Source organism: Streptomyces cavernicola, assembly GCF_029968035.1.
Lineage (GTDB): Bacteria > Actinomycetota > Actinomycetes > Streptomycetales > Streptomycetaceae > Streptomyces > Streptomyces cavernicola.
The window spans coordinates 30,535-55,779 of sequence record NZ_JASCIQ010000017.1 but is presented as its reverse complement, the minus strand read 5'-3'; the positions used below and the strand labels follow the sequence as shown (position 1 = coordinate 55,779).

Genomic DNA, 25,245 nt, shown 5'->3' with positions numbered 1-25,245 from the left:
ACGTCCGCACGGAACAGTCCTCACAGAACCGTCCTGACGGAACAGTCCTGGCGGCCACCGCGTAAACCCCGTCACGGTCACCGCGTAAACCCCGTCACGGTCACCGCGTGAACCCCGTCTCGATCTTCTTCCGTACGAGCCCTTGTCGCACGGACTGTATGCGAAATACGGTCTGCGGTATTCCTTGGTCTCCTGCGGCAGGAGGTACCTTCCCGTGCGCCGAACAGCGCTTCCAGCAGCGGCAGTTGGGCTGCTTCTTGTCACCACCGGGGGCTGCGCATCGCTGCAGTCGCCGGCGACCGAGGTCGACGGAGCGCACATGGCCGACGGCCGGGAGGCCAGGGACGGGGGCACGTTGACCGTCGCCCTGGCCTCGGACCCCGACAAGCTCGACCCGTCGCTCGCCCAGACCCTCGTGGGCCGGACCGTGTTCGCGTCCATGTGCGAGAAGCTGTACGACAGCGACGAGGACGGGCAGCTCGTGCCGCAGTTGGCCACCGAGCTGCCGGAGATATCCGACGACGGCCGCACCGTCACCTTCGACGTCCGCGAGGACGCCACCTTCAGCGACGGCACCAAGCTCGACGCCGACGCCGTAGTCACCTCCCTGAAGCGGCACCGCGACATCGCGGGCTCCGCACGGGCCACCGAACTCGGCCCCGTCGAGGGCGTCGAGGCCACCGGGCCGTACTCGGTGAGGATCACGCTGAAGCAGCCGTACACCCCGCTGCCCACCGTCCTCGCCGACCGGGCGGGCATGGTCCTTTCGCCGAAGGCGATCGAGAAGTACGGGAAGAACTTCACCAACCACCCTTCCTGCGTGGGCCCGTTCAAGTACAAGGAGCGCGTCGGCGGCGACCGGATCGTGCTCGTCAAGGACGACAAGTACTACGACGCGGACGCCGTGCACCTCGACCAGGTCATCTACCGGCCGATCCCCGACGGCAACGTCCGGCTCGCCAACCTCCGCTCCGGGGACGTCCAGATCGGCGACCAGATGACGCCGGTCGAGGTCACCAGCGTGCTCACCGACCCCAAGCTGAAGCTCTTCAACTCGCCCTCCATGGGCTACCAGGGCATCGGCATCAACGTCGGCAACACCAAGGGCCTCGGCGAGCAGCCCGGCAGGATCGACACCCCGCTCGGCCGTGACGTCCGCGTCCGCGAGGCCTTCGAGAAGTCCCTCGACCGCAAGCTGATCAACAAGATCGTGTTCCAGGGGATGTACGAGCCCGCCTGCGGCCCCGTCTCCCCCAAGTCCGCCATCGCACCCGGCGTCCGGGCGAGCGAATGCCCCGAGCGCGATGTCGAAGGCGCCAAGAAACTGCTCAAGGAGGCCGGGGTGAAGACGCCCGTCCGCTTCGAGTACACGGTCAACAACACCCCCGAGGACATCCGTCTCGGCCAGGTCGTGCAGTCCATGGCCAAGGACGCCGGATTCCAGGTGTCCCTGCGGCCCATGGAGTACGCCTCGATGCTGGAGGAGACCGACTCCGGCCGCTACGACGCCTTCCGCAGCGGCTGGTCCGGACGGCTCGACCCCGACGGCAACATCGCCAGCTTCCTGACCACCCGGGGCGCCATGAACGCGTACGGACTCGGCGACGAGAAGATCGACGAGCTGATCGCACGCGGTCGCACCGAGGGCGACCAGGGCGAGCGCGCGAAGATCTACCGCGAGCTCACCGAGAAGGTCAACGCCGAGCACACCCTCATCTACCTCTACCGGCAGAAGAACTACGTCGTCGCCGGGAAGGACATCGCCGGACTGCGGGTCTACGGCGACGGCCTGGTCCGCGTGAAGTCTGCGGGGTACGCGCGATGAACCACTATCTCCTCAAGCGGCTCCGGCAGTCGCTGATCACCCTCTTCCTCGTCAGCGTCGTGGTCTTCGCGGGCGTCCGGGCGATCCCCGGCGACCCGGCCCTCGCCCTGGCCGGCGAGGAACGCAGCCCCGAGGCGCTCGCCGCGATCCGCGAGCAGTACGGCCTGAACGACTCGATCTTCGAGCAGTACTGGCGCTTCGTCTCCCACGCCGTCACCGGCGACCTGGGCGTCTCCGCGCGCACCGGCCTCCCGGTCGACGACGCGATCGTGGGCGCGCTGCCCGTCACCGTCGAACTCGCGCTCCTGTCCCTGCTGTTCGCCGTGGTCGTCGGCATCGGCGCGGGCGTGATCGCGGCCGTGCGCCGCGGCCGCCCCTCGGAGTGGCTCGCCAACGGCCTTGCCCTGCTCGGCCTTTCGGTGCCGAACTTCTGGCTCGGCATCGTCCTGGTCCTCTCCCTCGCCATCGCCGTACCCGTCTTCGCGGCCTCCGGTTACGTGCCCTTCGGCGTCGACCCGGTCGACAACCTGCGCCGCATGGTGCTGCCCGCGATCGTCCTCGGCTCCGGGCTCGCCGCCGTCGTCATGCGCCAGACCCGCGCCGCGATGCTCGACTCGCTGTCCGCGGACTATGTGCGCACGGCCCGCGCCAAGGGGCTCAGCCGCAGGCAGGTCATCGGCAGCCACGCGCTGCGCAACTCCCTGGTCACCGTCGTCACCATCCTCGGCCTGCAACTCGGCCAGCTGATCTCCGGCGCCGTCGTCACCGAGCAGATCTTCGTCCTGCCGGGCTTCGGCAAGCTCACCATCGACGCCGTCTTCACCCGCGACTACGCGATGCTGCAAGGAGTCGTGCTGTGCACCTCGGCGGCGTACATCCTGATCAACCTCCTTGTGGACGTGGCGTATTCGGTGATCGATCCGCGGATCCGGCTCGGAGGTGCTCCCCGATGACAACCCCGACAACCCCGACGACCTCGACAACAGCGCTGACGAGCCCGACACGCGCCCGCCTCGCCCGCGCGGCAGGCGGTACCCGGACCCGCGCCCTGCTCCGCGACCGGCTCGCCCTGACCGGCGGGGTCATCGCGGCGCTCTTCGTCCTTGCCGCGCTGCTCGCCCCGCTGATCTCCCCGTACGACCCGGCGCAGGCCGACTTCGAGAACGCGCTCGCCCAGCCCTCCTGGTCCCACTGGCTCGGCACCGACGACCTCGGCCGCGACCAGCTCTCCCGCGTCTTCCACGGGCTGCGCGCCTCGCTGCAGGTCGGCCTGCTCGCGGTGGTCCTGGCGTTCGTGGTGGGCGTGCCGCTCGGGCTGCTCGCCGGGTACTACGGCAGGTTCGCCGACTCGACGGTGTCCCGGATCACCGAGACGATGCTGGCCTTCCCGTTCCTGGTGCTCGCCGTGGGCCTGGCCGCCATCCTCGGCCCGTCCCTCCTGAACGCCACGATCGCGATCGGCATCTCGCAGGTCCCGGCCGTCATCCGCATCACCCGCGCCGAGACCCTCCGCCTGAAGAACGTGGACTTCGTGGCCGCCGCTGTCGCCAACGGCGGCGGCGACGGCACCGTCCTCTTCCGGCACATCCTGCCCAACGCCGCTTCGGCGCTGACCGTCCAGGCCACCGTCGGCATCCCCGCCGCGATCATCGGCGAGGCGCTGCTCAGCTTCCTGGGCCTCGGCGTGCAGCCGCCCGAGCCGTCGCTCGGCGTGATGCTGTCCTCCGCCCAGTCCTTCCTGGCCGCCGCGCCCTGGATGGCGGTCTTCCCCGGTCTCGCGATCGTCGCCGCGACGCTCGCCTTCAACCTGCTCGGCGACGGCCTGCGGGACGTCCTCGACCCCCGTGGAGCGACCCGATGACCGAGCCTGTACTGAAAGTGAGCGACCTGTCCGTCTCCTTCCGGTCCGGCGGGCGCACCGTGCACGCCGTCGACGACATCAGTTACGAAGTGCGGCCCGGCGAAGTCCTCGCGGTCGTGGGCGAGTCCGGCTGCGGAAAGTCCGTCACGTCGATGGCGACGATGGGCCTGCTGCCGCCGACCGCGACGGTCACCGGCTCGGTGCGGCTCGGCGGCCGTGAACTGGTCGGCGCGAGCGAGAAGGAGCTCGCCCGGGTCCGCGGCAACGACCTGGCGATGATCTTCCAGGAGCCGATGACCTCGCTCAACCCGGTGCTCACCGTGGGCCGGCAGATCGGCGAGGTGCTGCGCAGACACCAGGGCCTCAGCCGCAAGCAGGCCGCCGAGCGCGCCGTCGAACTCCTCGACCTGGTCGGCATCCCCGCCCCGCGCCGACGCGTCGGCGAGTACCCGCACCAGCTGTCCGGCGGCATGCGCCAGCGCGTCATGATCGCCATCGCCGTCGCCTGCGACCCGTCGGTGCTCATCGCCGACGAGCCGACGACCGCGCTCGACGTGACCGTGCAGGCGGGCATCCTCGACGTACTGCGGTCGCTGCGCGAACGCCTCGGCACCGCGATCGTCCTGATCACCCACGACCTCGGCGTCGTCGCCGACATCGCCGACCGGGTCCTGGTGATGTACGCGGGCCGCGTCGTCGAACACGGCGAGGTGCATGAGCTGTACGCGCAGCCCCGACACCCTTACACCAACGGCCTGTTGGGGGCCGTGCTCAAACCCGGTGCGGAGGGCAAACGGCGGCTGCCCGAGATCCCCGGCCTGGTGCCGAGCCTGGAGGCCCAGCCGGACGCGTGCACCTTCGCGCCCCGCTGCCCGCGCGCGACCGAGAGGTGCACCGCCGAGCGCCCGCAGCTGGACCGAGCCGCCTGCTGGCACCCGCACGAGGTGGAGGCCCGATGAACGACAAGGCGACCGGGAACGCGGCCGAGCACGCCGCGGAGACCGCGTACGAGCAAGCCCTCGAACTCCGCGCCCTCACCCGCCACTTCGGCCCGGTGCGCGCCGTCGACGGGGTCAGCCTCACCGTCGGCCGGGGCGAGGTCGTGGGCCTGGTCGGCGAGTCCGGCAGCGGGAAGTCGACCGTCGGCCGGATCGCCGTACGACTCGACGAGCCGACCTCCGGCAGCGTGCACATAGCCGGTACGGACGTGACGAACCTGTCGCGGCGTCGACTGCGGCCGCTGCGCCGGAAGTTCCACCTGGTGTTCCAGGACCCGTCCTCCTCGCTCGACCCGCGCATGACGATCGGCGAGATCGTCGCCGAGCCGCTCAGGCTGCACCGCATCGCCAAGGGCGAGGAGGCCCGCCGGCGCGTCGAGAAGCTCCTGCAGCAGGTCGGCCTGCGCCCCGAGCACGCCGACCGCCACCCGCACCAGCTCTCCGGCGGCCAGCGGCAGCGCGTGTCCATCGCCCGCGCCCTGTCCTGCGAGCCCGACCTGGTGGTGGCCGACGAGCCGACGTCCGCGCTCGACGTGTCCGTGCAGGCCTCGGTGTTGAACCTGATGGCGGACCTGCAGCGGGACCGCGGCTTCGGCTGCCTGTTCATCACCCACGACCTGGCGGCGGTGGAGTTCCTCGCCGACCGGATCGCCGTGATGTACCTCGGGCAGATCGTCGAGGAAGCGCCCACGGCCGCACTGTTCGCCGACCCCAAACACCCGTACACCCAGGCGCTCCTGTCGGCGGCGCCCGTACCGGACCCGGGGGCGCAGCGCACCCGCGAGCGCATCGTCCTCAGCGGCGAACTCCCCAGCCCCCTCGATCCGCCCGCCCGTCGCCCGACCACCACCCCGGCAGGACGCCCTTCGCGCGGCGTGTTCGACAGCTGCCGCTTCCACACGCGCTGCCCGCTCGCGGAGGACCGCTGCAGGACCGAGGTCCCGGCCCTGCGCACCCTGCCGGACGGGAAACGGCAGGCGGCCTGCCACCTGGTCGCCGAGGACGGCACCGCGCCCGACGCGGCGGCCGCGAACACGCACAACTGACCTGGAGCCTGGACATGTTCACCACCCGCCCGACCCTGCAAGGCACCTTCGGCATGGTGTCCTCCACGCATTACCTGGCTTCGCAGTCCGCGATGGCCGTCCTGGAGGAGGGCGGCAACGCGTACGACGCGGCCGTCGCCGCCGGTTTCGTCCTGCACGTCGTCGAGCCGCACCTCAACGGCCCGGCCGGGGAGGTCCCGATCATCCTGGCGCCCGCCGGCGGAACACCGCAGGTGCTGTGCGGCCAGGGCGTCGCCCCGGCCGGCGCGACGATCGCCCACTACCGGGGCGAGCTCGGCCTCGAACTCGTCCCCGGCACGGGCCCGTTGGCCGCCGCGGTGCCGGGCGCCTTCGACGCCTGGATGCTGCTGCTCCGCGACCACGGCACCCGAACGCTCGCCGAGGTCCTCAAGTACGCCATCGGTTACGCCGAGGACGGCCACGCGCCCGTCGAGCGCGTCGGCGAGACCGTCGAGACCGTACGCGAGCTGTTCGAGGCCGAGTGGACCTCGTCGGCGGACGTGTACCTGCCCGGCGGCCGCTCCCCGCAGCCGGGCGAGCTCTTCCGCAACCCGGCGCTCGCCGCCACCTGGCGCCGCCTGCTCGCCGAGGCCGCGCACGACGACCGCGAGCAGGAGATCGAGAACGCCCGCGAGATCTGGCGCGCGGGCTTCATCGCCGAGGCCCTCGTCGCACAGGCGCAGCGGCCCACCATGGACACCAGCGGCACGCGCCACACGGGCACACTGACGGCCGCCGACCTGGCCGGCTGGCAGGCCACGTACGAGGCGCCCGCCACGTACGACTGGAACGGCTGGACGCTGTGCAAGGCCGGCGGCTGGAGCCAAGGCCCGGCCTTCCTGCAGCAGTTGGCGCTGCTTCCGCCCGTCGAGGAACTGCCCGCGTACGGCTCGGCGGAGTACGTCCACCTGCTGATCGAGGGCTGCAAACTCGCGATGGCGGACCGCGAGGCCTGGTACGGGGACGCGGCCGAGGTCCCGGCCCCGGCGCTCCTCCCGACACTCCTCTCGGACGGCTACAACGCCGCGCGGCGCGCGCTGATCGGCGAGAAGGCCTCGTACGAGCTGCGCCCCGGCAGCCCCGAGGGGCGCGAGCCGAAACTCAGCCGGCAGGCTCTCGCGGTCGCGTCGGGCGAGCCCGGCTTCGACGCGATGGGCGTACCGGCGGCGGGCGCGGGCGAGCCGACGGTCGCCGAGGACGGTGCCACCAGGGGCGACACGTGCCATGTCGACGTCGTCGACCGCTGGGGCAACATGGTCGCCGCGACGCCCTCCGGCGGCTGGCTCCAGTCCAACCCCGTCGTCCCCGAGCTCGGCTTCCCACTCGGCACGCGCCTCCAAATGGCCTGGCTCGACGAGGACTTGCCGAACTCTTTGACCCCGGGCAGGCGCCCCCGTACGACGCTGACGCCGTCACTCGCGCTCAAGGACGGCGTCCCGGTCATGGCCTTCGGCACCCCCGGCGGCGACCAGCAGGACCAGTGGCAGCTCCACTTCTTCCTGTCGGTCGCCCTGCGCGCCGCCGTACGCGGCTCCTGGGACCTCCAGGGCGCCATCGACGCCCCGAACTGGCACAACGACTCCTTCCCCGGCTCCTTCTACCCGCGCGGGATGCGCCCCGGCAGCGTCACGGTGGAGTCCCGCATGCCGGCCGACGTCATCGAGGACCTGCGCTCCCGCGGCCACGACGTCACGGTCGGCGACCCCTGGTCCGAGGGCCGCCTCTGCGCAGTCGCCCGCGACCCGCGCACGGGCGTACTGAGCGCGGCGGCGAACCCGCGGGGGATGCAGGGGTATGCGGTGGGGCGGTGAGGTTGGGCGGCCTGGGGAGGTCAGTGCTGCGTACGTTCGCCGAAGACCATGCGGTGTCCGCGGGCCGTGTCTGCGTATTCGCGGACCCGGGTGAAGAGGCCGGCACGGAGTTCGAAGACGAAGCAGTAGTCGACGCGGTAGGGGCTGCCGAGCCCGCGTCCCGAGTCGCGGCGGAGTGCGGTTACGCCGACCAGTCCCACCTCCATCGGGAAGTCCACGCGTTCACCACGATGACCCCTACCACGTTGGCCGGGGCCCCTGGCGTGCAGGCGGACGACGTGGCGTGGGCGGGGCACGACTTCGGTGTGACGAGCTGAAGCTCACTACTGCCGTCACTGCTCAATCCGCAGCCGCTGCACGACAACTAGGCTGTGTTTTATGCCGGATTCAGTCGACGCCCACGCGCGGAACCTCTCCGCCTCGGACCGCGGTACCTGGAAGGCCGCGGTGGATGCTCTCGTCGCGCTCGGCGCAGAAGCCGTCGACCATGTGTTGCCGTACGTCCGCGAGGGCGGCTCGGCGGGCCTCGGCGACGCCGAGCCTGTGCTGCGGCGTCTGGGCACGGAGGCGGAACGCCGTCTTCGGCACATCCGGCGGCAGGGCCCCGGCCGCCTGCGCGGCAAGGCTCTGGTGGCCCTGGCCGCACTCGGCGGCGGCGAGAGCCTCGACCGCGCCGACCGAAGCGCGGTGGAGCGTCTCGTACGGATCAAACTCCTCGCGGAACTCCCCGTCAGGCTCCCTGCGGACACGGGCCGTTGGCTGGCGTTCCCCGCAGACCGAACTCAGGACGCCGTATCCGTTCTGGGACTGCACGACCTGCGCCCCGCCACCACGGAGATGGGCGTGGCCGCCGCCACGAGGTTCACCGACCGCATCGAGCTGCCGCACCCGCAGGGCTCACCGGGATCCCAGGGCTCGCAGGATTCGGCCCACCGAGTCTTCATCACACCCGAGTTGACGAACAGAGACAGGACACTCCCGATCAGGAACTGGCGGCTCCTCTGGGGCGACTCGTTCATCGACGACCACAGCGGTTTCACGCTCGCCGACAGACTCAGCCGGAAATGCGGTGAAGCGCACTTCTACAGCGTCGACCCGTACCACGAGGCCGAGAACTGGTACGTCGCCCGCGACGGGCGCCTCGTGCGGGGCTACAGCACATACGGAGACCCGCAGTTCACGGGAGACCCGCTGCCCTTCGAGATCAAGTACCGGGACGACGCATCGGACCCCCGGGAAGCCGCGGAATACGCCAACGGCTGCCCCTACACGAGCGCCGCCGCCCGCAACCTCTCCGTCCACTGCGGCTTCGTCCCTGAAACCCGTACGCAGGGACACGGATGGATCTCCGGCACGCACCCCGACGTACCCACATCCCGATTCCCCGGCGCGCTCCCCGTCTGAGACCGGGCAGCTCCTCCACGGCGTACGGGACGGACGGCCGAGGACCGCCGCCAACTCCCGCACAGTGATGACAAGTTCCGACAGAAAGGCACGGCAGATGTCCGAGAACAACACCTCGGCCCAGGTGGTGTCGGTCCCGGTGGGCCGGGTGGTCGGTGGCCGCGAGGAGGTCTACGACGACGACTGGGGCAAGGTCGAGTCCGTGATCTGCCTGGACGGCGAGCAGTTCGGCGAGGACGCCCTGGCCGGCCTGGACGCGTTCTCGCACCTGGAGATCGTCTACCACTTCGACCGCGTCCCCGTGGCGAAGATCCAGAGCGGCGCCCGTCACCCGCGCGGCAACACCGACTGGCCCCTGGTCGGCATCTTCGCGCAGCGCGGCAAGAACCGGCCCAACCGCATCGGCGTCTCCCGCTGCCGCCTGCTGCACGTCGACGGACTCGACCTGCACGTCCAGGGCCTGGACGCGGTCGACGGCAGCCCCGTCCTCGACATCAAGCCGTACATGACCGAGTTCGGGCCGCAGGGCGACACCGTCCAGCCCGACTGGGCCACCGACATCATGAGCGCCTACTACTGACCGGTCGAGGGCCCCGCGGGGACGACGTCACGCTCTCCCGTACGTACCCGTCTGGGCGCTCGGGTCGGACGGCACGGTGTGCGGCTGAGGTGTTGCCGTCCGGGTCTCGGGTGTGGGAGCGCTGCGCTGAATCCACAGGGCGGCTCCGGCGAGCAACACGGCGCCTCCCAGCAGCCAGGGGAGGGGGCCGGCCGGAAGCAGGCCGATGATCAAGCCGGTGAGAGCTGCCACCAGTTGCAGAGCCAGAGATTGGATGGACAGCGCGGTGGCCCGGCCCGCACTGGCGACGCGGCGGTGCAAGAGGTCGTTCTCGCTCGGCCCCGCCGCGCCCAGCCCGAGGTAGACCAGGGCGTAGCCGATGGCCGCGAGGAGCAGGGAGGCCTTTCCTGTGAACGCCGCGGTGGCGCCGAGCAGAAGCAGGCCTGTCGCGCTTGCGCCGAGGCTCACCAGGACCGCACGTTCGGAACGTCCGGCGAGCCGAGCGGTCAGCGGTGCGAGGTGGCTGCCGATGCCCGCGCAGATGAATCCGGTGCAGGCGAGTGCGGCGAAGAGCACCGCCCCCGACTCCGATGCGCCCGTGAGAGCCGCGGCCCGGCCCGGCGTGAGCAGTTCGATCACGGCCAGGGCACTGCCGGCGGCTCCTGCGCTGAGGAGCACCCGGCGGACCAGCGCGTCGCGGCCTCCCAGCCGCAGTCCGTCCACGACGGTCGCCGGGATGCCTCGGAGTACGTCGTGCAAGGTGGCTGCCGGTCGGGACGGCTCCCGCAGCGCGGTCAGGACGTACAGCACGAAGGCGGCCTCGACCACCGCGCCAAGGAGCATCGGAACCGAAAGGGGAAGCACCAACTCGGCGCTCGCCTCGCGCAGTTGGGCGCCGAGGTCGGGGCCGAGGCCGAGCAGCCAGGGCAGGGCGCCGCCGAGGAGGGTGCCGGTGGCGAGTGCGGCGGAGGTCGCGGAGGAGCCGCGGGCCAGTCCGGTGCGCAGATCGGCGTCGGGCCCGGAGTGTGCCTGGACGGTGTCGACGTACCAGGCTTCGGCCGGTCCGCTGGACAGGGCACGGCCCGCGCCGAGCAGGGCCATGCCCAGGCCGAGCAGCCAGGGTGCGGTGCCCAGGCCCCCGATGATCAGGGCGGTCAGGTTCAGCAGGCCTGCGGTGGCCAGAACCGTACGGCGTCCCAGGACGTCGGACAGTCCTCCGGTGGGTAGTTCCAGCGCGGCGGCGGTGAGGGAATGCGCGGCGAAGAAGCCCGCGATGGCCGTCATGGTCATACCGCGCTCGGTGAACAGCAGGATCTGGGGCGCGATGGCCAGTCCGAGAGGCAGCCAGAACAGGACGCAGACCGTGATGTAGCGGCGGCGTGCGGCGCGTATGTCCAGCGGTTCCGTCATGACGCGTGCTCGGCGTCTGCCGCCGTGTCGGGAGATGTGTCCGGCTCCGCGGCCCGGTCGCGCGGCGCCAGGGGGAGCCCGGCGGTGAGGAGCACGACCTGTGCGGCGCGCGGATCCAGCGCGTCGCGGGCGGTCAGTTCCTCCAGCTTCCGTTCCAGGAGCTCCCAGAGTTCGGTGAGCGACTCGGGGGTCATACGGGGCATCAAGTCGCTGATCCCGGAAGGCTCCACCCACTCCTGTCCCAGCCGCCCCTCGGCTATGTCGGCCTCGTGCCGGTCGAGTGATCTCTCCAAGTGCTCGATCTGGGCCCTGCGCGACAAGCTGACGTAGGCGCGGCTTCCGGGTGAGGCCTCCATGGCTTCGTTGCTCCAGGAGGTCACGGCGTGCACGGCCTGCCAGCGGCGCTCCCGCCCGTCACGGTGCTCGGCTTCGGCGACGAACGCGTACTTCGCCAGGACTCGCAGGTGATAGCTGGTGGACGCGGACGACTCCCCTGTGCTGGCCGCGAGTTCGGTGGCGGTGGCCGGACCGTCCTGCCGCAGCAGGCCGAGGAGTCGGATACGCAACGGGTGCGTGAGGGCCTTCAGGGCTGCCGCGTCCTGCTCGGGATCGAGTACGCGTCTCTGTTCGTCGCTGACCATGGCGGGAGGCTAGAGCGCGCAGCTGTTTTCCAAAAGTGTTTTTGCAGAACTTCCTTTGCGATGTGGTTGGCGGTCCCTGGCCGGCGCGCTGTTGAAGGTGGCCGCTTCCCCTGCTTCTGGTCAACTTCCGCCAGGGGCATGACAGTTCGGAGGAAAACCCTGGTCAGCGTGACGGCGAGCCCTATGGCCAGGCCAACCGCCGCCGCACCGCTGAAGGGAACCAGGCTGAAGCGAGCCTGAGCGAGTGCAATCTCGACCTGGCACCCCAGGTCACGGCGCCGTGACCGGTCTGCCGTTCACGGCCAACTCAGCGTGGCACCAGTGGAGTTCACCCATCCGACCTCGCGCACCTCGACCTGTCCTTCAAGGGCTTGGCCGAGGCCGTTCCCCGTCCAGCCGTCCCGACGGCACAGATCGGCGACGTACTTCTCGAAGTCCTGCCAGGACAGCGCATCGACCTCAGGCATCGGCAACTCCCGCTCTCTGGCCTCTTCCTGCGCCCGCCACTGCCGGTCCTGCCGGACCGCGCGCCGGTGCGCCCTCCACAGCGCGCACCCGCCCCCGCCCACCACGGCGACGGCGAGCACCACCGCCAGGACGGGGACGGATGGCCTGGGCCCGGTCGCGGTCGGCGAGGACAAAGTGGCGTCTTCTGGTCGGTCCTGGCCTACTGGCGGCCCCTGCCTGACCTACTGACGCCCCCCGATCCGCTCCGTCCGCGTATGCCGGTACGCGTGCCGGTACTCGGACGTCTCCGGGTCGACGGTGTACGCGTCCGTGGTGACGCGGTCGGCGTTGATCGAGAGCATCATGAAGCCGAGGGTGTCGTAGGCCGCCCAGAGCTCCTTGTTCTCGGGCCGGTCGGCCTTGCCCTTGGTCTTGGCGGCGGCGCCGCAGACGATCTGCTGGGTGCCCTGGTGGTCGGCGGCGGTGTCCAGGATCTGGAGCGTGTGGTCGTGGCCGGAGAGGATGAACTCGGCCTTGCCGCAGACCACTTCCTCGTACAGCTTCTTGACGTGCTTGCCGCTCATGTAGTCGCCGCAGGTGATGCCCTCGTACGCGCCCGCGTTGCCGTGCGTGCCGTTGTTGCGCAGCGGGTGGTGGGCGAAGACGAACTTCCAGCGGGCGTCGGACGCGGCGAGTGAATCGGCCAGCCAGGCGCGCTGCTTGTGGGCGAAGGGGCCGTCCCAGTGGTACTCGGGGTCGGTCTGCAGGACGTACGAGGAGAGGGGTGTGGTGTCGATGGCGAAGAACTCGGCGACGGGGGCGTGTTGGGGGACGGCCACGGAGTAGTGGCGGTCGGGCATGTACCAGCGGGCGGAGTGCCGGTGGTAGGCGATCTCGTGGTCGCCGCGGGAGGGGCGGCCGCCGCTGCCGGGGATGATGCCGCTGGTGTCGTGGTTGCCGAGCACCATCAGCCAGGGGACGTCGATGCCCTTGTTGGGTTCCTCGAACTTCGTGCTGAACTCGTCGTCCAGTACGTCCTCGGGGCCGTTCTCGTAGATGTTGTCGCCGAGTCCGATGGCGAGGTCGACGCCGCGCTTCTCGCACAGCTTGCGCGCGGCGGCCGCGACGGCGAACTGGGCGGGGGTGCCGGTGCCCGCGTCTCCCGTGACCAGCACGTTCAACTCGCGCTTGGCCGGCAGCGGGAACTTGGCCGTGCTGTCCTCGGCCGCCATCGCCTGCCGGCCGAGCGCACCGAGGGCCACGGCGGTGCCGACGCCGCCCACCCCCGCGAGCATCGCGCGCCTGCTGATTCCCTGGGACTGCATCCTGTGTCTCCTCGTCGGTCGGGCTGGGGAGATGAATTGAAGGCTCCCCCGCCTGAAGGTGGGGGTTCCCGTCCGTCCTGGCGGCCGGACGCCGCTTGCACGGCACCTTCGGGCGTGTGTGGGGATTCATGGCTCAGGCCGCCTGCGGGAGCAGCGCTCCCACAGGTCTTGCGCCCTCAGCACCATCCGGGTTCCAACCTGCCCGGACCAACATCACGCGCGCGGAGTTCTTGTCCCTGGGCAAGACGGCTCCGCACGCGGTGCAGGCGTAGGTTCTCTCGGAGAGCGGAAGTGCGTGCTTGGTTCTCGCTCCGCACTGTGCGCAGTCCATCGTGGTGTGCGCGGGATGCACGAGGCGGATGTTCCTCCCGTGCTTGCGGCCCATCTCGATCAGGGCCTTCTTGGTAGCGCCGATCGCGGCGTCAGCGGCCTTGCGGGCCATGGTGGTTTTCGCGAGGAACTTCGGGCGGAAGTCCTCCACCGCAACCTTGTCGTGATCGCGGACCACCCTCTTCGCCCACTTACGGCCGGTGTCCTCGCGCTGCCGGGCGATCTTCTTGCAGGCCTTGGCCCGCAATTTCTTCGCCTTGCGGTAGCCCTTCGAGGCAGCCTGGCCTTTCTTCGGCCTGCGCCGGGCCATCATCCGGTCGTACCGCGACAGCTTGGCCTGGGCCTTCCTTCCGTGCTGGGCGTGAGGAAGGTCGTGGCCGTCGGACGTAGTGGTCGCGGTCTCCGCCACACCCCAGTCGATGCCGATCACCCGCCCGGTGGCGGGCAGTTCATCGGTCACGGCCCTGGTCACGAACGACGCGTACCAGTGCCCGATGCTGTCGCGGTACACACGCACCGACGAGGGCGGCCCAGGCAGTTCCCTCGACCACACCGGCCGTACGACGATCCCACCCGCCAGATGCAGGCGACCGTCCTTCAGCCGGAAGCCGCGCTTCGTGTAGTTCAGCGTCGGAGAGGTCTCGCGCTTCCGCTTGAACCGGGGCATCCCAGCCCGCTGTCGTACCGGCAACCGGTCCGTGATGTCCTTCAACGCCTTGGCGCGGGACTTGCCGAAGTCACGTATGAGCTGCTGCTGAGGGACAGACGAACCCGCGCGCAGCCAGGCTGTGCTCTTGCGGGCCTCGGTCAGCATCCGGTCGAGCCGGGCCGGCCCACAAGCCAGCTTCTCGCCGCTCGCCTTCGCCGCTTCATCCACGGCCTTGGACTTCGCGACGCACTCGTTCCAGATCCAACGGCAGCGCTCCCACTCGGCCTCCAGCGCACGCTGCGCCGAACCGGACACGCGCAGACGGTACGTGTACCGAGCACACCCGGCACCATCCGCCTTCGCTCCCGCAGCCATGCACATCAACCTACCCGGGAGGACTGACAGTTGAGCCCCGTCGATCAACTCGGAGCTCCTCACGAGCACCGATGGTGGACGCCGAATCGCGCCCAGCGGCGATTCGACTTGCACCGCCTTGCTCCGCAGGAGTCCGATTCCTCCCCGCCCTGAAGGATGGGGCACCCTCGGAGGAACCCGGTGAATCCCGACGGCACCGCGAGGGCCAGGTTACCGACCGGTTACTTACGTCACACTCACTGGTTACCGGATGGTAAGTCCGCATAAGCTCCTACGAGTTTTGCCTGCTGTCCGCCCAGGCCGCACCCCGGGCGCCGGACAGCGAGCGGGCTGCCATCCCCCACGCGGCAGCCCGGAACGACAGAGAGGACCCCGTCCGGATGAGCGCCGTACGCAGACGCCGCAGGACACTGCTTCCGCTGGCCCTGGCCTTCTGCACCGCCGCCGTCGGCACCGCGGCCGCAGCCGCGACCCAGAGCGCCGCACCCGCCCAGGACTCCGGCAAGGAGTCCGGCAAGGAGTCCGGCAAGGAGTCCGCGGAGCGGGCCGGCCACGGCCAGCAGCGGCCCACCTGGGCCATCGCTCACCGCGTGCTCACCACTCAGGGCGTGACCGCGGCGCTCCGGGACGGCGCCAACGCCCTGGAGATCGACGCCACGGCCTGGAAGGAAGGCTGGTGGGCCGACCACGACGGCACCCTCACCAGCTACGGCGACACGATGGCCGACATGTTCGACCAGGTGGCCAAGGAGCATCGGACGGGGCGTCAGGTCTCGTTCGTCTGGCTGGACATGAAGAACCCCGACTGGTGCGAGAGCAGTGATCCGAAGCGGAAGCAGTGCTCTGCGGTCGCGCTGCGGGATCTGGCCCGCAACAAGTTGGAGAGCCAGGGCATCCGGGTGCTCTACGGCTTCTACGGAACCGAGGGCGGCCGCGGCTGGAAGGACGTGACGGGCAGCCTGAACAGTAAGGAAGGCGTCGCCTACAGCGGCGACTACGCGGACGTCCGAGACGGTTACGCCGAGCACGGCGCGGCCATCGCGCAGAACCAGCGTGTGATGGACAACGGCCTGTTCAGCATGGCCCTGAAGTTCGGCAGCATCCGCGCGGAGCTGCAGGCCGGCGGGAAGGCCCGGGACCGCGGCGAGCTCGCCCGCACGGTCGGCTGGACCGTCGGCCCCGGCGACCGGGAGCGCGCCGAGACCCTCCTTGACACCTCCGCCGACTCCGACGGCGGCGCCGCCGTGGACGCGCTGATCTACGGCAACCGGATGTCCTGCTACCCCGACGGCGTCAGCGGCCTGAAGGGCTGCGGCACGGACGACAGCGGCGTACGGGAGTCGCTCTCGTACATCCGCGACTACGTCGAGGCGCACCCGGACAGCCGCCGCATGGCCACGAGCCGGGACATCCCCTTCGGCAGCTGAACCGCTAAGGTCACGTCCCTGTTCATGACAAGACAACGGGGGGCGTGAAGTGAAGCGGGAGACACTGGTCAGGCGGGGCAGACGAACGGGTGCCGGGGTGCTGGCGCTGCTCGTCGTCGCCGCGGGGTACTTCTACTTCAGCGGTGGCTACGACAGGTGGCGCGACGAGCGGTCCGTGGCCGATGCCTGTGACGGCGCGGTGTCCGTCGAGCACACGCGCGCGCTGCTCGGCACCGACGACGTCAGCGGCAGGACGAGCCACAGCGACGTGGCGGGAGGGAAGTCTTCGGACGAGGGCAGCCCGCCGGTCACCTGCTGGCTGGACGGACCCGGCGGGTACCGGCAGCGGGCCGTGGTCACGATGGAGTGGCGCTCCAAGGCGTGGGGCCCGCACACCGTCTCCGGGCGGGACGCCACCTCTCCCTACACCTCCGTCCCCGTGCCGATCGGCGCCGGCTGGTCCGGCATGGTGAACGTCGACGACGACGGCGCGACCGCGACCGTCGTCTCCGACTGCCGGAACACGAACGGGCCGCGCGCCGGCGACAGCCTGACCGTGTTCGTGAGCCACTGGGGCCCGCAGTCGTACCAGGAGCCGGCGCAGCGCGTACGGCTGGCCCGGTTCGCGACGAGGACCGCGGACGCCGCCGCCCGCGAGTACGGTTGCGACGCCCGGTCCGGCGGACGCGTCGAGCAGGTCGAGCCGCTGGCTCACCGGCGGGAGACCTACCCCGCCGCGCCGTCCCTCACCGCGGCGGACGGCACGTGCGCAGGCGTCACACCGGGTTGGCTGATCACGCGTGCCCATGAGACAGCGGTCGGCCGCGCGCCGGTCGAGGACTGCCTGCTGATCGACGACAAGGGCCGGTCCTTGTTCCGCCTGTCCGCCTATTACGGAACCTTCGCGGACGACCAGCGCTGGAAGACGCAGACCGGCAGGGAGTTCGAGTCGACCGACCCGCTGCGGACGGACTACCTGTTCCGGGCGGAGGCGACGTGCCCTGGCTCGCCACGGGAGGCGGTGTTCGCCATCGACTACCGCGCCTACGACAACGACCCCGAGCCGCAGCGCCGTTACGCGCGAGAAGCACTGCAGCAGTTCGCCGAGCGCTCCGCGGGCGAGCACGGTTGCACCGACGTGAAGCTCGCCTGATCGATGGGTTCAGCCCGCCTCATCGATGGTTGCGGGGGGGCGTCGGGACGGGCCGTCGCCCTCCACGGGGGTCAGATCCAGCGGTAGTTGGTGTCGTCGTGCTCGACAGTGCGCAAGCGAGCGCGGGTGGAATCGTCGATGTGGACGCGAAAGACCAGGTGGAGTTTGCGAGGCGGGGTGGAACCGGGGCGGGTGACCATGGCGTCCTGAATCCAGGTCAGCTGCGGGACACTGCCCGCGTCTGCGAGGCCGAGGCCCAGTTCTTCGTCGAGTTCACGCGCGAGGGCCCGATGGACGGGCTCGCGGGGTTCGACGTTACCGCCCGGCAGGGTGTACTGGTCCTGACCGTCCTTGGTGCGGTGGATGAGGGCGGCCTCATCGCCGTTGAACAAGGCTGCGGCGACGCGGATCTTGATACGGGTGAACGGCTCGGCAGAGCTCACTGAGGGCGCCCGTGACCAGGTGCATCGCGATGCGCCCGATGGACGCTGACGGCGTAGCCACCGCCCTCGTAGGGTTCCGCGTCCCAGGTCGCGAAGCGGTCGACGAGGGTGAGGCCGGCCTCGGCGCAGTAGGCGTCGTACTCCTGCAGGGTGATGCTGGGCGGTACCGGCAGGTGGGCTCGGTCCAGGCCGAATCCGGCGACGAGGAGGCCGCCCGGACGCAGCACCGCGGCCAGGCGGCCGACCACTGTGGCCTCGGTGCCCGTCGCGAGGAGCGGGAAGATGTTGCCGGCGGCGACCACGAGGTCGAAGCCGGCGTCACCTTCACCGTCACCGTCACCAGGGAGGTCCGCCGGGTCGAGTGTGGCCAAATCGGCCTGGATCCAGGGGAGTTCAGGCGCCTGCTTGCGCGCCACGGCCAGCATGGAGGCGTCGAGATCGACCCCGACGCAGTCGTACCCGAGCTCCGCCAAGCGGATCATGACCCGGCCGGTGCCGCACCCGGCGTCCAGGACGCGCGCCCCGGCGGGCACCAGCGCGGCGCAGAACTGGGCCTCGCCGTGCATGTTCTTGCCGCTGTCGGCCAGCGCCGCGAACCTGGCGGCGTAGTCCTCGCCGGACGTCCCACCGGTCAACTCTTCCCATCGGCTCATGGAGGAAAGGGTAGGCGAGGCGACGTGGGGACGTGGAATCCTGCGCCCCTGCTGCTCTTCCGTCGAAGCGGGACGCCTAGGCTCGTCCCATGGCCGATGGGGACATGCGCAAGGGGCGTTGCGGGGTGTGCGGCGGCGGCGAGGTGTACTGGGGCGAGTACGTGGCACAGGCCGGGATCCGCCCGCCGGGAGCAAGCAGCCTCAGAGCGAGGAATCCGGTGTTCGACGCCTACGTCTGCGCAGCCTGCGGGCATACGCAGCTGCATGTGCGGCTGGACGCGAAGATGGCGTCGTTCGTCCGGCGCAGACTCAACCGGGTGCCGCCGCAGCAGGGTTAGGGCTCCTCGGCGGCGGGACACAGGCTAGGGTCGCCCCTCGTGAACAGCTTCCTGGATGACCTGCCGTTGCCGGAGTTGCTGCGTACGCCTGACGAGGTGCGGATCCCCGGCGATCTCGAGTTCTCCGACCATCATGAGAAGGCTGCTGACGCGGTCATGTACGGGTATGCGGTCGCCGGCGGCCACATGCTTCTCACGTTCTGGCATGCCCGCCTGCACGAGGTGATCTACCAGACCCCGGCGGAGTCCGACGAAGACGCGTCACGGCGGAACGACCGGCTGTTCGCGCACTACGGACAGGGCGACCGTTGGAACGAGATCGTCGACAACGGTTTCGGCAAGACCTATCGCCGCGCCGATGAGCAGAGGTACGCGCTGTGGAGTTACGCGATGGACTTCACGACCTTCGGGACGATGGAGTTCCACCAGGTCAAGTGGTGACCACCCCCTAGGCCCCGCCTGGGCCCCGTACCCCCCGAACCCCCCGGACACCGAGAGGCGTCGGCCCGTCACGTATCAGGCCTGGCCGGAGGCGAGGAAGGCGCAGGCGTTGCCGACGTCCTCGGCGCTGCCCCAGCGGCGCATCGGCACCCAGGCGCGGGCCCGCTCCTCCCGCTCCTCGTCCACCACGCCTGCTGCCGCGCACCAGTGCCTCGTTCGCGGCCTTGGGCAGGGCCGACAGGCCGTCGTCCACGGGGAACCAGTCGTGGCGCGGCGGCCCGCCCCGCCCCGTTTCCCACCCACCGGGAAACCCGCCTCGCTCGGGCCCGCCGGGCTCCCTAACGTGCCGGGACCGGGCGCTCGTCGCGTACCGGCAAGAGGCTCGTCGCGTACCGGCAGGAAGAAGGAGGCTGGGGATGGTCTCGCTGGAGGAGCGTGTCGCGCGGCTGGAGGCGCGCGTGGAGATCGAACAGCTCAAGTACCGCTATCTGCGGGCCTGCGACCGCAAGGATCCGCAGGGGTTCCGGGACTGCTTCGTGCGCGCGGGCGCCGACATCGACTACGGCGAGCTGGGCGCCTTCGCCGAAGTCGAGGACCTGGTACGGCTGTTCACCGAGATCGCGCTGGCCCGCCGGGAGCAGGGCCATCTCGTACTGGACATGCACCACGCCGTGCATCCGCAGATCGACTTCGTCTCGGCGACGGAGGCCACGGGTCGGTGGACGCTGCGGTTCCGGCAGCTGAACCTCGCCGAGGAGACGGAGCGGGTGCTCTGCGGCGAGTACGAGGACCGCTATGTGGTCGAGGACGGCGAGTGGCGCCTCGCCAAGCACCACTTCCGCACCCTGTGGTCGCTGACGCGGCCGCTGCCCGAGGGGTTCCGCGTCGAGGAAGGGGAGTTCGATGACGTCGTACGAGGATGACTCCCGGGGCGGGCCGGAGAGGCGAGTTGCTCTGGTGACGGGCGCCGGCAAGGGGGTCGGCCGGGGCGTCGCCGTCGCGTTGGGCGCACACGGCTGGACGGTGTACGTGACCGGGCGCGGCGAGCCGGGGCCCGGCAGCCCGCAGGCAGAGACCGTGCGACGGATCGAAGCGGCCGGCGGCACGGCGGTCGGGCTGCGCTGCGACCACCGCGACGACGCGCAGACCGAGGCGGCGGTCGAGGCGGCCGTACGCGCGCACGGGCGTCTCGACCTCCTGGTGAACAACGTGTGGGCGGCGCCGGACGGCTTCGGCGGGTTCGACGCGCCGTTCTGGACGCGGCCGGTGGACGACTGGGAGCCGTTGGTCGGCGTCGGCCTGCGGGCGCACTACGCGGCCTCGGTGTTCGCGGCCCGGCACATGACGGCGCGCGGCAGCGGACTGATCGTCAACATCTCCTCCTTCGGCGCCCGCGCCCACCTGCACTCCGTGCCGTACGGGGTGTCCAAGGCCGGCCTGGACAAAATGGCCGCCGACATGGCGCACGAGTTCCGCGAGGCGGGCGTGGGAGTGAGCGCGGTGTCCCTGTGGCCGGGTCTGGTGCGTACGGACGGGCTCGTGGAGACGGGCATCGAGGAAGTCGCCGGGTTCCGGCTCGCGGACGCGGAGTCGCCCGAGTTCGTCGGCACGGTGATCGCCCGGCTCGCCGACGACAAGGAGCTCGCCTCGCGGCGCAGCGGGCACACCTTCGTCGTCACCGAACTGGCCGCGGAGTACGGCGTCACGGAACCGGACGGCCGCCGTGCGGTGTCCCACCGGGAGTTCTTCGGGGGTGGGCCGCTGTACTGAGCGCGGGCCGGCAGGTGACGTCGGCTTCGGTCGCCGGCGTCACCTCATCCGGCCCCCGCCCCCGCCCCGCCCCCGGCGCGGTCGAGCGCAGTCGACCCGCGGCCAGGCCGGCCTTCACCGGATGGCTCGGTCAGCGGCCGCCGGCGAGGGCGGCCGACGTGTCGAAGAGGGCGAGTTGACCCGGGCTGGCTCTCCGGGTCCTGGCCTGTTCCACGAAACGGCCCAACTCCGCGCGGACGGTGGCCGAGTCGATGCGCTCGATCACGGGCAGCGTGGCCTCGACGATCTGACAGGCGTCGTCGAGGCGGCCCGCGCCGGCCAGGGCGGTCGCCTGCCGAACTGCGAAGCGGGCTTGGGAGTTGCTGTCCGCCGGGACGGCCGGCCGGCGTCGGAGCTCGGCGGCGAAAAGGTCGGCGGCCGGCTCGAAGCGACGGAGGCTGAGCATGCAGGACGCCTCGATGAGCCGAGGGTTGCCGTTCTCGATGCGCGGGCCCCAGTGAGGGGGCGGATCGCCGGTGGCCTCGGCGGCGTGGCTGCTGAACCGCTCCAGTGCCTCCCGGCAGGCCCCCGCGTCGCCGAGGCGCGCATGCCCCTGGGCCGCGCGTCGCGCGGCGTGCGCGCGGATCACCGGGTCGGCCGCCGGGTGCCCGGCCGCCTGGTCGGCGAATCCGATCGCCGCATCGGTGTCACCGCGATGCTGGGCGATGAACGCCTTGCGGACCAGGGCGTACGCGGCCACCGTCTCGTCCCCGCCGTGTGCGCCCCAGCGGACCGCGAGATTCGTCCAGCGCAACGCCTCCGCGGTATTTCCCGCCTCTTGTGCCATCCACCCGGTGTATTCGGCGAACTTCGAGGCCAGCAGCCAGATTTCGGCTCGCTGCTCGCCGGCGGCGTGCGGACCGGCGTCCGTCAGGATCCGCGTGATCGACTTCATCGAAGAGAGGACGAACCTCGGTCCGGTGGATCTGCCGATGTCCTTCAGCTCCCCGAGGACCCGCTCGTATCCGGCGACCACGGGGCCGGCCTCGACGACCTCGGCCCGGGGCTCGCGGCGGCCGGCCCCGGCCAGCTCGACGAGTCGGCCGCCGGTGCCCAAGGCCGCGTCACATGCCGCCGCCACAGCGGGCGTCGGGTTGCGCGATCCGCTCTCCAGATTGCAGATCTGCCCTTCGGACACGTTCGCGCGCCGGGCGAACTCGCGCACGCTCCACCCCCGACGTGCCCGGAGCGTGGCCAGGACGACGCCGAAGTCGCCCGGCGGCAGACGCGTGCCGGTCGATCTCCCCGCCGAGACCGTCCCTGCCGCGCTTTCCACCGGGTCCATACCGGCCAGCGTACGGAGCCTCACGTCCGCTATTCAATCCTTCGCGAATAGCCACCGAGCGCGTACTCCCGCCCTAGGGTGAGCACGAATCCTGACGTCAACTCGCGTCAGAAAGGGGGCAGTTGTGCCGCGTGTCTTCCTCAGTTTCCGCAAGGCGGACTCCCGGTGGATGCGAGACCGCGTCCACCGCGCACTGTCCGGCCGCTTGGGCGCCGACGAGATCTTCAAGTCGGGCCGGTCGATACCGCCCGGGGCCGATTTCGCCGAGATCCTGCGGCGGCAGGCGGCCGAATGCGAGCTCATGTGCGTACTGATCGGGCCGGGGTGGCTCGACGCACGGGGCGAGGACGGTGTGCGGCTCCTGGACCGGGCTCACGACTGGGTCCGCGTGGAGATCGCGACAGCTCTACGGGCGGGAAACCGCGTCGTACCGGTCCTGCTGGGGGACGCGACGATGCTGCCCGACGCATCGGCGCTGCCGGCCGAGATCGCGGAGCTGGCCCGCCTGCAGTTCGTCCGCGTTCCGGAGACTCATCTGCCGGACGGGCTTGCGCACTTGGGTGACGCGCTGACCGCTCTCCTGTCCGGCGCCGACACCGATACCGGCCCCGACACCGAGCCCGCTGCCCGACCCGGGCAAGGGACGGCGCCGACCGCCGCCGCCCCGGAGCCGTCGGTGACCATGACCGCCCATGTGTCCGGTGGCGGCAGCGCCTACCAGGCGGCCCGTGATCAGACGATCAGGCTGGCGTGAGGAGCGGACGATGGACCATCCCGGAGCAGAAGACGCCGGGCGGATCGGGCCTTACGCGCTGCTCGGCCGGCAGAGCACGGTCGTCCGCGGGTGCGAAGTCCTCGCGGCCCGCACGGACGAGGGGCGGCTCGTCACGGTCACGGTCGTGGGGCCCGAACTCGCCGCGGACCCGGGGTTCCGGGATCGGTTCCGTACGGCCGTCGAGACGGCACGGACGCTGTCCGGCGCCTTCCTCGTACCGGTCGTGGATGCCGACGTCGACGCGCCGGTTCCCTGGCTGGCGACCGGGTTCACCGCCGGACTGCCGCTCCGGCAGGCGGTGGACCGGCACGGACCGCTGTCCGAACCCGCTCTGCGGATGCTCGCCGACGGCCTCGCCCAGGCGTTGGCCGTACTCCACGCGGCCGGGGCGGTCCACGGCGAAGTGAGCCCGGACTCGGTGCTGTTGACCATGGACGGGCCCCGCATCACCGCTCTGGGGATCACGGGAGCGGACGCCGCCCCGGCCCCCTCGCCGACGGACGACATGTTCGACCTCGGGTCGACCGTGCTGTTCGCGGCCTCCGGAGAGGAGCCGGACCAGGACGCCCTCCCCGTGTCGCTGCGCGAGGTGATCGGCGGCTGCCTGTACCCGGAACCGCCGGACCGTCCCACCGCGGAGCAACTCGTCGAGTACCTGAGGCGGCAGAACTTGCCTTCCTTGGCGGGCAGTTGGCTGCCGCCTGCGGTGACCGCCGACATGGCCGCCGCGACCGCGGCGGTGGGGTCGGTGTCCGCCGGGGACGGCGCCGGGGGTTCGGTTCCTCCGCCGGTGATCGCCGCCGGCGCGGGCGTCAGCCGTCGGAAGCTCATCATCGGCCTGGCCGGGGGCGCGGCCGTGCTCGGCGGAGCCGCGGCGGCATTCGCCCTCTCCGGCGACTCGTCACCGGCACCCGGCGGCCGGGCCGGCGGGCCCGGGTCCAGTGCGCGGCCGGGCTCTCCGTCGGGCAGGCCGTCCACGTCGGCCTCCGCCTCGCCGTCCTCGAAGGACGAGCCGGAACCGGTCGTTCTGGACGGACCCGACGCCGCCAAGGCCTGGTCAGGCGCCGGAAAGAACGCCCCCACCTGCCTGGAGGCGTCCGACAAGGTGGTCATGGTGGTCACGGACACCGCCACGTCCTTCCTGGACGCCGCAACCGGGAAATCCGTGAACCCGAAGCTGAACACGACCAACGACTCCGGCACGAGCAGCGGCAAGTACCCGACGGCGTACGCGGACGGAGTCTTCTACCTGCTCTGCGACACACCGAGTAAGTCAGGCCTCCTTGCGGCGTTCGACGCGACCAGCGGGAAGGCGAAGTGGGCGACCAAGATGGCCGACGCCGATCCCGGCGGCGGCACGGATGTGACGAGGTACGTGAGCAGCTATGTGGCGGTCGCAGGCAACACGGTCTATGTATGCGGGAGTTTGCTCGAGATTGACGGAGAGTTCTCGGCCGAGGATCCGACGACCGGCTACATCCGTGCGTTCGACGCCGCCACCGGCAAGCGACGCTGGCAGGTCAGAGGCACGGACATCAACAACGTGCTCGTGCCGCCCTCCGGTTCACATCTGCTGGCCGCCTCGGCCGTGCCGGGTAAGCAAGCCGGCCGCGTCCAGATGATCGACGCCGGCAGGAAAGGCGCCCGCGGCTGGAAGGTGTCCTTCCCGTACGCCGGGTACTACTTCAGCACCGGCTGGCCGCTGACGTGCTTCGCCGCCGGACTGTTCCTGTTCGCCGGCGGCGACGGCGACAAGCTGTTCGCCGTCGACGCGGCCACGGGCGACGAGAAGTGGCATCAAGTCTTCGCCGCGAAGGACGGGGGCAAGGCCCGGATCGGCGCCCCGTTCGCCGGCCTTGACGGCGCGACCGTCTACGTGCCGGTCGGCAGCGACCTGGTTGCCCTGGCCACGGCCGACGGCAAGCTGCAGTGGATCGCGAGGCTCGACGGGGCCAGCGACATCGGCGGTTCCAACCTGTTCAAAGCCTCCCTCCGGGTCTCCGGCAGAAGCGCGCAGTGTTCGGCCGACACCGTCTTCGCCACCGACAGCGCCAAGACGCTGTGGGCCATCGACGCGGCCACCGGCAAGGCCCGCTGGAAATACACAGACCCCGGGCAGCCGGACGTGGGGTTCCTGTGGACGGTGGGCGGCGACCGCGTGTTCATCGCGTCCCACCTGACACTGACCGCGATCGCGGCCCACGGGCGGTAACCGCGGC

The 25,245-nt window shown here is 70.9% G+C and carries 25 protein-coding genes; 16 read left to right on the top strand and 9 right to left on the bottom strand.

The genetic code is table 11. From position 1 onward, the window contains the following. Positions 1 to 319 precede the first annotated feature (319 nt). Genes QIS96_RS17465 through QIS96_RS17440 form a run of 6 tightly spaced genes read left to right on the top strand, consistent with a single transcriptional unit; the run spans position 320 to position 7,562 of the window. Positions 320 to 1,825 (top strand): ABC transporter substrate-binding protein, encoded by a 1,506-nt coding sequence (locus QIS96_RS17465; protein ID WP_282543543.1) that lies wholly within the window; start codon positions 320 to 322, stop codon positions 1,823 to 1,825. After that, the gene (locus QIS96_RS17460; protein WP_282543542.1) at positions 1,822 to 2,778 is read left to right on the top strand and encodes an ABC transporter permease; all 957 of its coding nucleotides are present in this window, start codon (positions 1,822 to 1,824) and stop codon (positions 2,776 to 2,778) included. The genes QIS96_RS17465 and QIS96_RS17460 overlap by 4 nt, the downstream gene beginning before the upstream one ends. After that, a complete protein-coding gene (locus QIS96_RS17455) occupies positions 2,775 to 3,686 on the top strand; it encodes an ABC transporter permease (protein WP_282543541.1) in 912 nt (303 codons plus the stop codon). The genes QIS96_RS17460 and QIS96_RS17455 overlap by 4 nt, the downstream gene beginning before the upstream one ends. Beyond that, entirely contained in the window at positions 3,683 to 4,645 is a 963-nt protein-coding gene (locus QIS96_RS17450) for an ABC transporter ATP-binding protein (protein ID WP_282543540.1), read from the top strand. Before QIS96_RS17455 ends, QIS96_RS17450 begins: the two co-directional genes overlap by 4 nt. Beyond that, positions 4,642 to 5,730 carry an ABC transporter ATP-binding protein gene (locus QIS96_RS17445; protein WP_282543539.1) on the top strand — a complete coding sequence of 363 codons (1,089 nt, stop codon included), beginning with the start codon at positions 4,642 to 4,644 and terminating at the stop codon, positions 5,728 to 5,730. The genes QIS96_RS17450 and QIS96_RS17445 overlap by 4 nt, the downstream gene beginning before the upstream one ends. A 14-nt stretch (positions 5,731 to 5,744) precedes the next feature. After that, the gene (locus tag QIS96_RS17440; RefSeq protein WP_282543538.1) at positions 5,745 to 7,562 is read left to right on the top strand and encodes a gamma-glutamyltransferase family protein; all 1,818 of its coding nucleotides are present in this window, start codon (positions 5,745 to 5,747) and stop codon (positions 7,560 to 7,562) included. 20 nt (positions 7,563 to 7,582) lie between these two features. On the opposite strand, the gene QIS96_RS17435 is transcribed toward QIS96_RS17440, so the two are convergent. After that, positions 7,583 to 7,780, bottom strand: coding sequence for a nuclear transport factor 2-like protein (locus QIS96_RS17435; protein ID WP_282543632.1), 198 nt, complete (start codon positions 7,778 to 7,780; stop codon positions 7,583 to 7,585). A gap of 160 nt (positions 7,781 to 7,940) precedes the next feature. Here QIS96_RS17435 and QIS96_RS17425 point away from each other — a divergent pair, with 160 nt between their 5' ends. Together QIS96_RS17425 and QIS96_RS17420 are read left to right on the top strand one after the other, a co-directional pair. Beyond that, on the top strand, positions 7,941 to 8,966 hold the full coding sequence (locus QIS96_RS17425) for a hypothetical protein (RefSeq protein ID WP_282543537.1): 1,026 nt from the start codon (positions 7,941 to 7,943) through the stop codon (positions 8,964 to 8,966). Positions 8,967 to 9,063: 97 nt separating this feature from the next. Further along, positions 9,064 to 9,546 (top strand): SAM-dependent methyltransferase, encoded by a 483-nt coding sequence (locus tag QIS96_RS17420; protein ID WP_282543536.1) that lies wholly within the window; start codon positions 9,064 to 9,066, stop codon positions 9,544 to 9,546. A 27-nt stretch (positions 9,547 to 9,573) separates the two neighbouring features. On the opposite strand, the gene QIS96_RS17415 is transcribed toward QIS96_RS17420, so the two are convergent. The 5 genes from QIS96_RS17415 to QIS96_RS17395 all read right to left on the bottom strand — a co-directional run bounded on the left by QIS96_RS17415 (position 9,574) and on the right by QIS96_RS17395 (position 14,702). Further along, entirely contained in the window at positions 9,574 to 10,935 is a 1,362-nt protein-coding gene (locus QIS96_RS17415; protein ID WP_282543535.1) for an MFS transporter, read from the bottom strand. Next, positions 10,932 to 11,576: a helix-turn-helix domain-containing protein gene (locus QIS96_RS17410; RefSeq protein ID WP_282543534.1), complete on the bottom strand. Its 645-nt coding sequence runs from the start codon at positions 11,574 to 11,576 to the stop codon at positions 10,932 to 10,934. The genes QIS96_RS17415 and QIS96_RS17410 overlap by 4 nt, the downstream gene beginning before the upstream one ends. A 296-nt stretch (positions 11,577 to 11,872) precedes the next feature. Then, positions 11,873 to 12,217, bottom strand: a complete 345-nt coding sequence (locus QIS96_RS17405) for a PDDEXK family nuclease (protein WP_282543533.1) — start codon at positions 12,215 to 12,217, stop codon at positions 11,873 to 11,875. A gap of 48 nt (positions 12,218 to 12,265) precedes the next feature. Then, positions 12,266 to 13,348, bottom strand: a complete 1,083-nt coding sequence (locus QIS96_RS17400) for a metallophosphoesterase (RefSeq protein ID WP_282543532.1) — start codon at positions 13,346 to 13,348, stop codon at positions 12,266 to 12,268. A 133-nt stretch (positions 13,349 to 13,481) separates the two neighbouring features. Then, positions 13,482 to 14,702, bottom strand: coding sequence for an RNA-guided endonuclease InsQ/TnpB family protein (locus QIS96_RS17395; RefSeq protein WP_282543531.1), 1,221 nt, complete (start codon positions 14,700 to 14,702; stop codon positions 13,482 to 13,484). Positions 14,703 to 15,082: 380 nt separating this feature from the next. Here QIS96_RS17395 and QIS96_RS17390 point away from each other — a divergent pair, with 380 nt between their 5' ends. Then, entirely contained in the window at positions 15,083 to 16,129 is a 1,047-nt protein-coding gene (locus tag QIS96_RS17390; protein WP_282543530.1) for a PI-PLC domain-containing protein, read from the top strand. A gap of 97 nt (positions 16,130 to 16,226) precedes the next feature. Then, entirely contained in the window at positions 16,227 to 17,282 is a 1,056-nt protein-coding gene (locus QIS96_RS17385) for a hypothetical protein (protein ID WP_282543529.1), read from the top strand. A gap of 71 nt (positions 17,283 to 17,353) precedes the next feature. Here QIS96_RS17385 and QIS96_RS17380 read toward each other — a convergent pair whose 3' ends face one another. Together QIS96_RS17380 and QIS96_RS17375 are read right to left on the bottom strand one after the other, a co-directional pair. Continuing rightward, positions 17,354 to 17,725 carry an NUDIX domain-containing protein gene (locus tag QIS96_RS17380; protein WP_282543528.1) on the bottom strand — a complete coding sequence of 124 codons (372 nt, stop codon included), beginning with the start codon at positions 17,723 to 17,725 and terminating at the stop codon, positions 17,354 to 17,356. Beyond that, complete coding sequence (locus QIS96_RS17375; protein WP_282543527.1) at positions 17,722 to 18,378, bottom strand: class I SAM-dependent methyltransferase; 657 nt, start codon at positions 18,376 to 18,378, stop codon at positions 17,722 to 17,724. The genes QIS96_RS17380 and QIS96_RS17375 overlap by 4 nt, the downstream gene beginning before the upstream one ends. Before the next feature lie 89 nt (positions 18,379 to 18,467). Between QIS96_RS17375 and QIS96_RS17370 the strand changes: the two genes are divergently transcribed. The 4 genes from QIS96_RS17370 to QIS96_RS17355 all read left to right on the top strand — a co-directional run bounded on the left by QIS96_RS17370 (position 18,468) and on the right by QIS96_RS17355 (position 20,927). Next, positions 18,468 to 18,716: a hypothetical protein gene (locus QIS96_RS17370; RefSeq protein ID WP_282543526.1), complete on the top strand. Its 249-nt coding sequence runs from the start codon at positions 18,468 to 18,470 to the stop codon at positions 18,714 to 18,716. 39 nt (positions 18,717 to 18,755) lie between these two features. Further along, a complete protein-coding gene (locus QIS96_RS17365) occupies positions 18,756 to 19,157 on the top strand; it encodes a hypothetical protein (RefSeq protein ID WP_282543525.1) in 402 nt (133 codons plus the stop codon). Positions 19,158 to 19,573: 416 nt separating this feature from the next. Beyond that, positions 19,574 to 20,080, top strand: a complete 507-nt coding sequence (locus QIS96_RS17360; protein WP_282543524.1) for a nuclear transport factor 2 family protein — start codon at positions 19,574 to 19,576, stop codon at positions 20,078 to 20,080. After that, a complete protein-coding gene (locus tag QIS96_RS17355) occupies positions 20,061 to 20,927 on the top strand; it encodes an SDR family NAD(P)-dependent oxidoreductase (protein ID WP_282543523.1) in 867 nt (288 codons plus the stop codon). The genes QIS96_RS17360 and QIS96_RS17355 overlap by 20 nt, the downstream gene beginning before the upstream one ends. Before the next feature lie 130 nt (positions 20,928 to 21,057). Here QIS96_RS17355 and QIS96_RS17350 read toward each other — a convergent pair whose 3' ends face one another. After that, positions 21,058 to 22,251 (bottom strand): helix-turn-helix domain-containing protein, encoded by a 1,194-nt coding sequence (locus QIS96_RS17350; protein WP_282543522.1) that lies wholly within the window; start codon positions 22,249 to 22,251, stop codon positions 21,058 to 21,060. Between the two features lie 124 nt (positions 22,252 to 22,375). On the opposite strand from QIS96_RS17350, the gene QIS96_RS17345 reads away from it, so the two are divergent. Together QIS96_RS17345 and QIS96_RS17340 are read left to right on the top strand one after the other, a co-directional pair. Next, on the top strand, positions 22,376 to 23,005 hold the full coding sequence (locus QIS96_RS17345; RefSeq protein ID WP_282543521.1) for a toll/interleukin-1 receptor domain-containing protein: 630 nt from the start codon (positions 22,376 to 22,378) through the stop codon (positions 23,003 to 23,005). 10 nt (positions 23,006 to 23,015) lie between these two features. Further along, complete coding sequence (locus tag QIS96_RS17340; protein WP_282543520.1) at positions 23,016 to 25,238, top strand: outer membrane protein assembly factor BamB family protein; 2,223 nt, start codon at positions 23,016 to 23,018, stop codon at positions 25,236 to 25,238. The last annotated feature ends 7 nt before the right edge of the window (positions 25,239 to 25,245 follow it).

What these genes read in the sequence shown, in the direction of transcription:
- QIS96_RS17410 (WP_282543534.1), bottom strand. Translation starts at nt 11,576, where the DNA reads ATGGTCAGCGACGAACAGAGACGCGTACTCGATCCCGAGCAGGACGCG.
- QIS96_RS17460 (WP_282543542.1), top strand. Translation starts at nt 1,822, where the DNA reads ATGAACCACTATCTCCTCAAGCGGCTCCGGCAGTCGCTGATCACCCTC.
- QIS96_RS17400 (WP_282543532.1), bottom strand. Translation starts at nt 13,348, where the DNA reads ATGCAGTCCCAGGGAATCAGCAGGCGCGCGATGCTCGCGGGGGTGGGC.
- QIS96_RS17390 (WP_282543530.1), top strand. Translation starts at nt 15,083, where the DNA reads ATGAGCGCCGTACGCAGACGCCGCAGGACACTGCTTCCGCTGGCCCTG.
- QIS96_RS17425 (WP_282543537.1), top strand. Translation starts at nt 7,941, where the DNA reads ATGCCGGATTCAGTCGACGCCCACGCGCGGAACCTCTCCGCCTCGGAC.
- QIS96_RS17360 (WP_282543524.1), top strand. Translation starts at nt 19,574, where the DNA reads ATGGTCTCGCTGGAGGAGCGTGTCGCGCGGCTGGAGGCGCGCGTGGAG.
- QIS96_RS17465 (WP_282543543.1), top strand. Translation starts at nt 320, where the DNA reads ATGGCCGACGGCCGGGAGGCCAGGGACGGGGGCACGTTGACCGTCGCC.
- QIS96_RS17450 (WP_282543540.1), top strand. Translation starts at nt 3,683, where the DNA reads ATGACCGAGCCTGTACTGAAAGTGAGCGACCTGTCCGTCTCCTTCCGG.
- QIS96_RS17455 (WP_282543541.1), top strand. Translation starts at nt 2,775, where the DNA reads ATGACAACCCCGACAACCCCGACGACCTCGACAACAGCGCTGACGAGC.
- QIS96_RS17355 (WP_282543523.1), top strand. Translation starts at nt 20,061, where the DNA reads ATGACGTCGTACGAGGATGACTCCCGGGGCGGGCCGGAGAGGCGAGTT.
- QIS96_RS17420 (WP_282543536.1), top strand. Translation starts at nt 9,064, where the DNA reads ATGTCCGAGAACAACACCTCGGCCCAGGTGGTGTCGGTCCCGGTGGGC.
- QIS96_RS17340 (WP_282543520.1), top strand. Translation starts at nt 23,016, where the DNA reads ATGGACCATCCCGGAGCAGAAGACGCCGGGCGGATCGGGCCTTACGCG.
- QIS96_RS17415 (WP_282543535.1), bottom strand. Translation starts at nt 10,935, where the DNA reads ATGACGGAACCGCTGGACATACGCGCCGCACGCCGCCGCTACATCACG.
- QIS96_RS17350 (WP_282543522.1), bottom strand. Translation starts at nt 22,251, where the DNA reads ATGGACCCGGTGGAAAGCGCGGCAGGGACGGTCTCGGCGGGGAGATCG.
- QIS96_RS17370 (WP_282543526.1), top strand. Translation starts at nt 18,468, where the DNA reads ATGGCCGATGGGGACATGCGCAAGGGGCGTTGCGGGGTGTGCGGCGGC.
- QIS96_RS17375 (WP_282543527.1), bottom strand. Translation starts at nt 18,378, where the DNA reads ATGAGCCGATGGGAAGAGTTGACCGGTGGGACGTCCGGCGAGGACTAC.
- QIS96_RS17440 (WP_282543538.1), top strand. Translation starts at nt 5,745, where the DNA reads ATGTTCACCACCCGCCCGACCCTGCAAGGCACCTTCGGCATGGTGTCC.
- QIS96_RS17395 (WP_282543531.1), bottom strand. Translation starts at nt 14,702, where the DNA reads ATGGCTGCGGGAGCGAAGGCGGATGGTGCCGGGTGTGCTCGGTACACG.
- QIS96_RS17445 (WP_282543539.1), top strand. Translation starts at nt 4,642, where the DNA reads ATGAACGACAAGGCGACCGGGAACGCGGCCGAGCACGCCGCGGAGACC.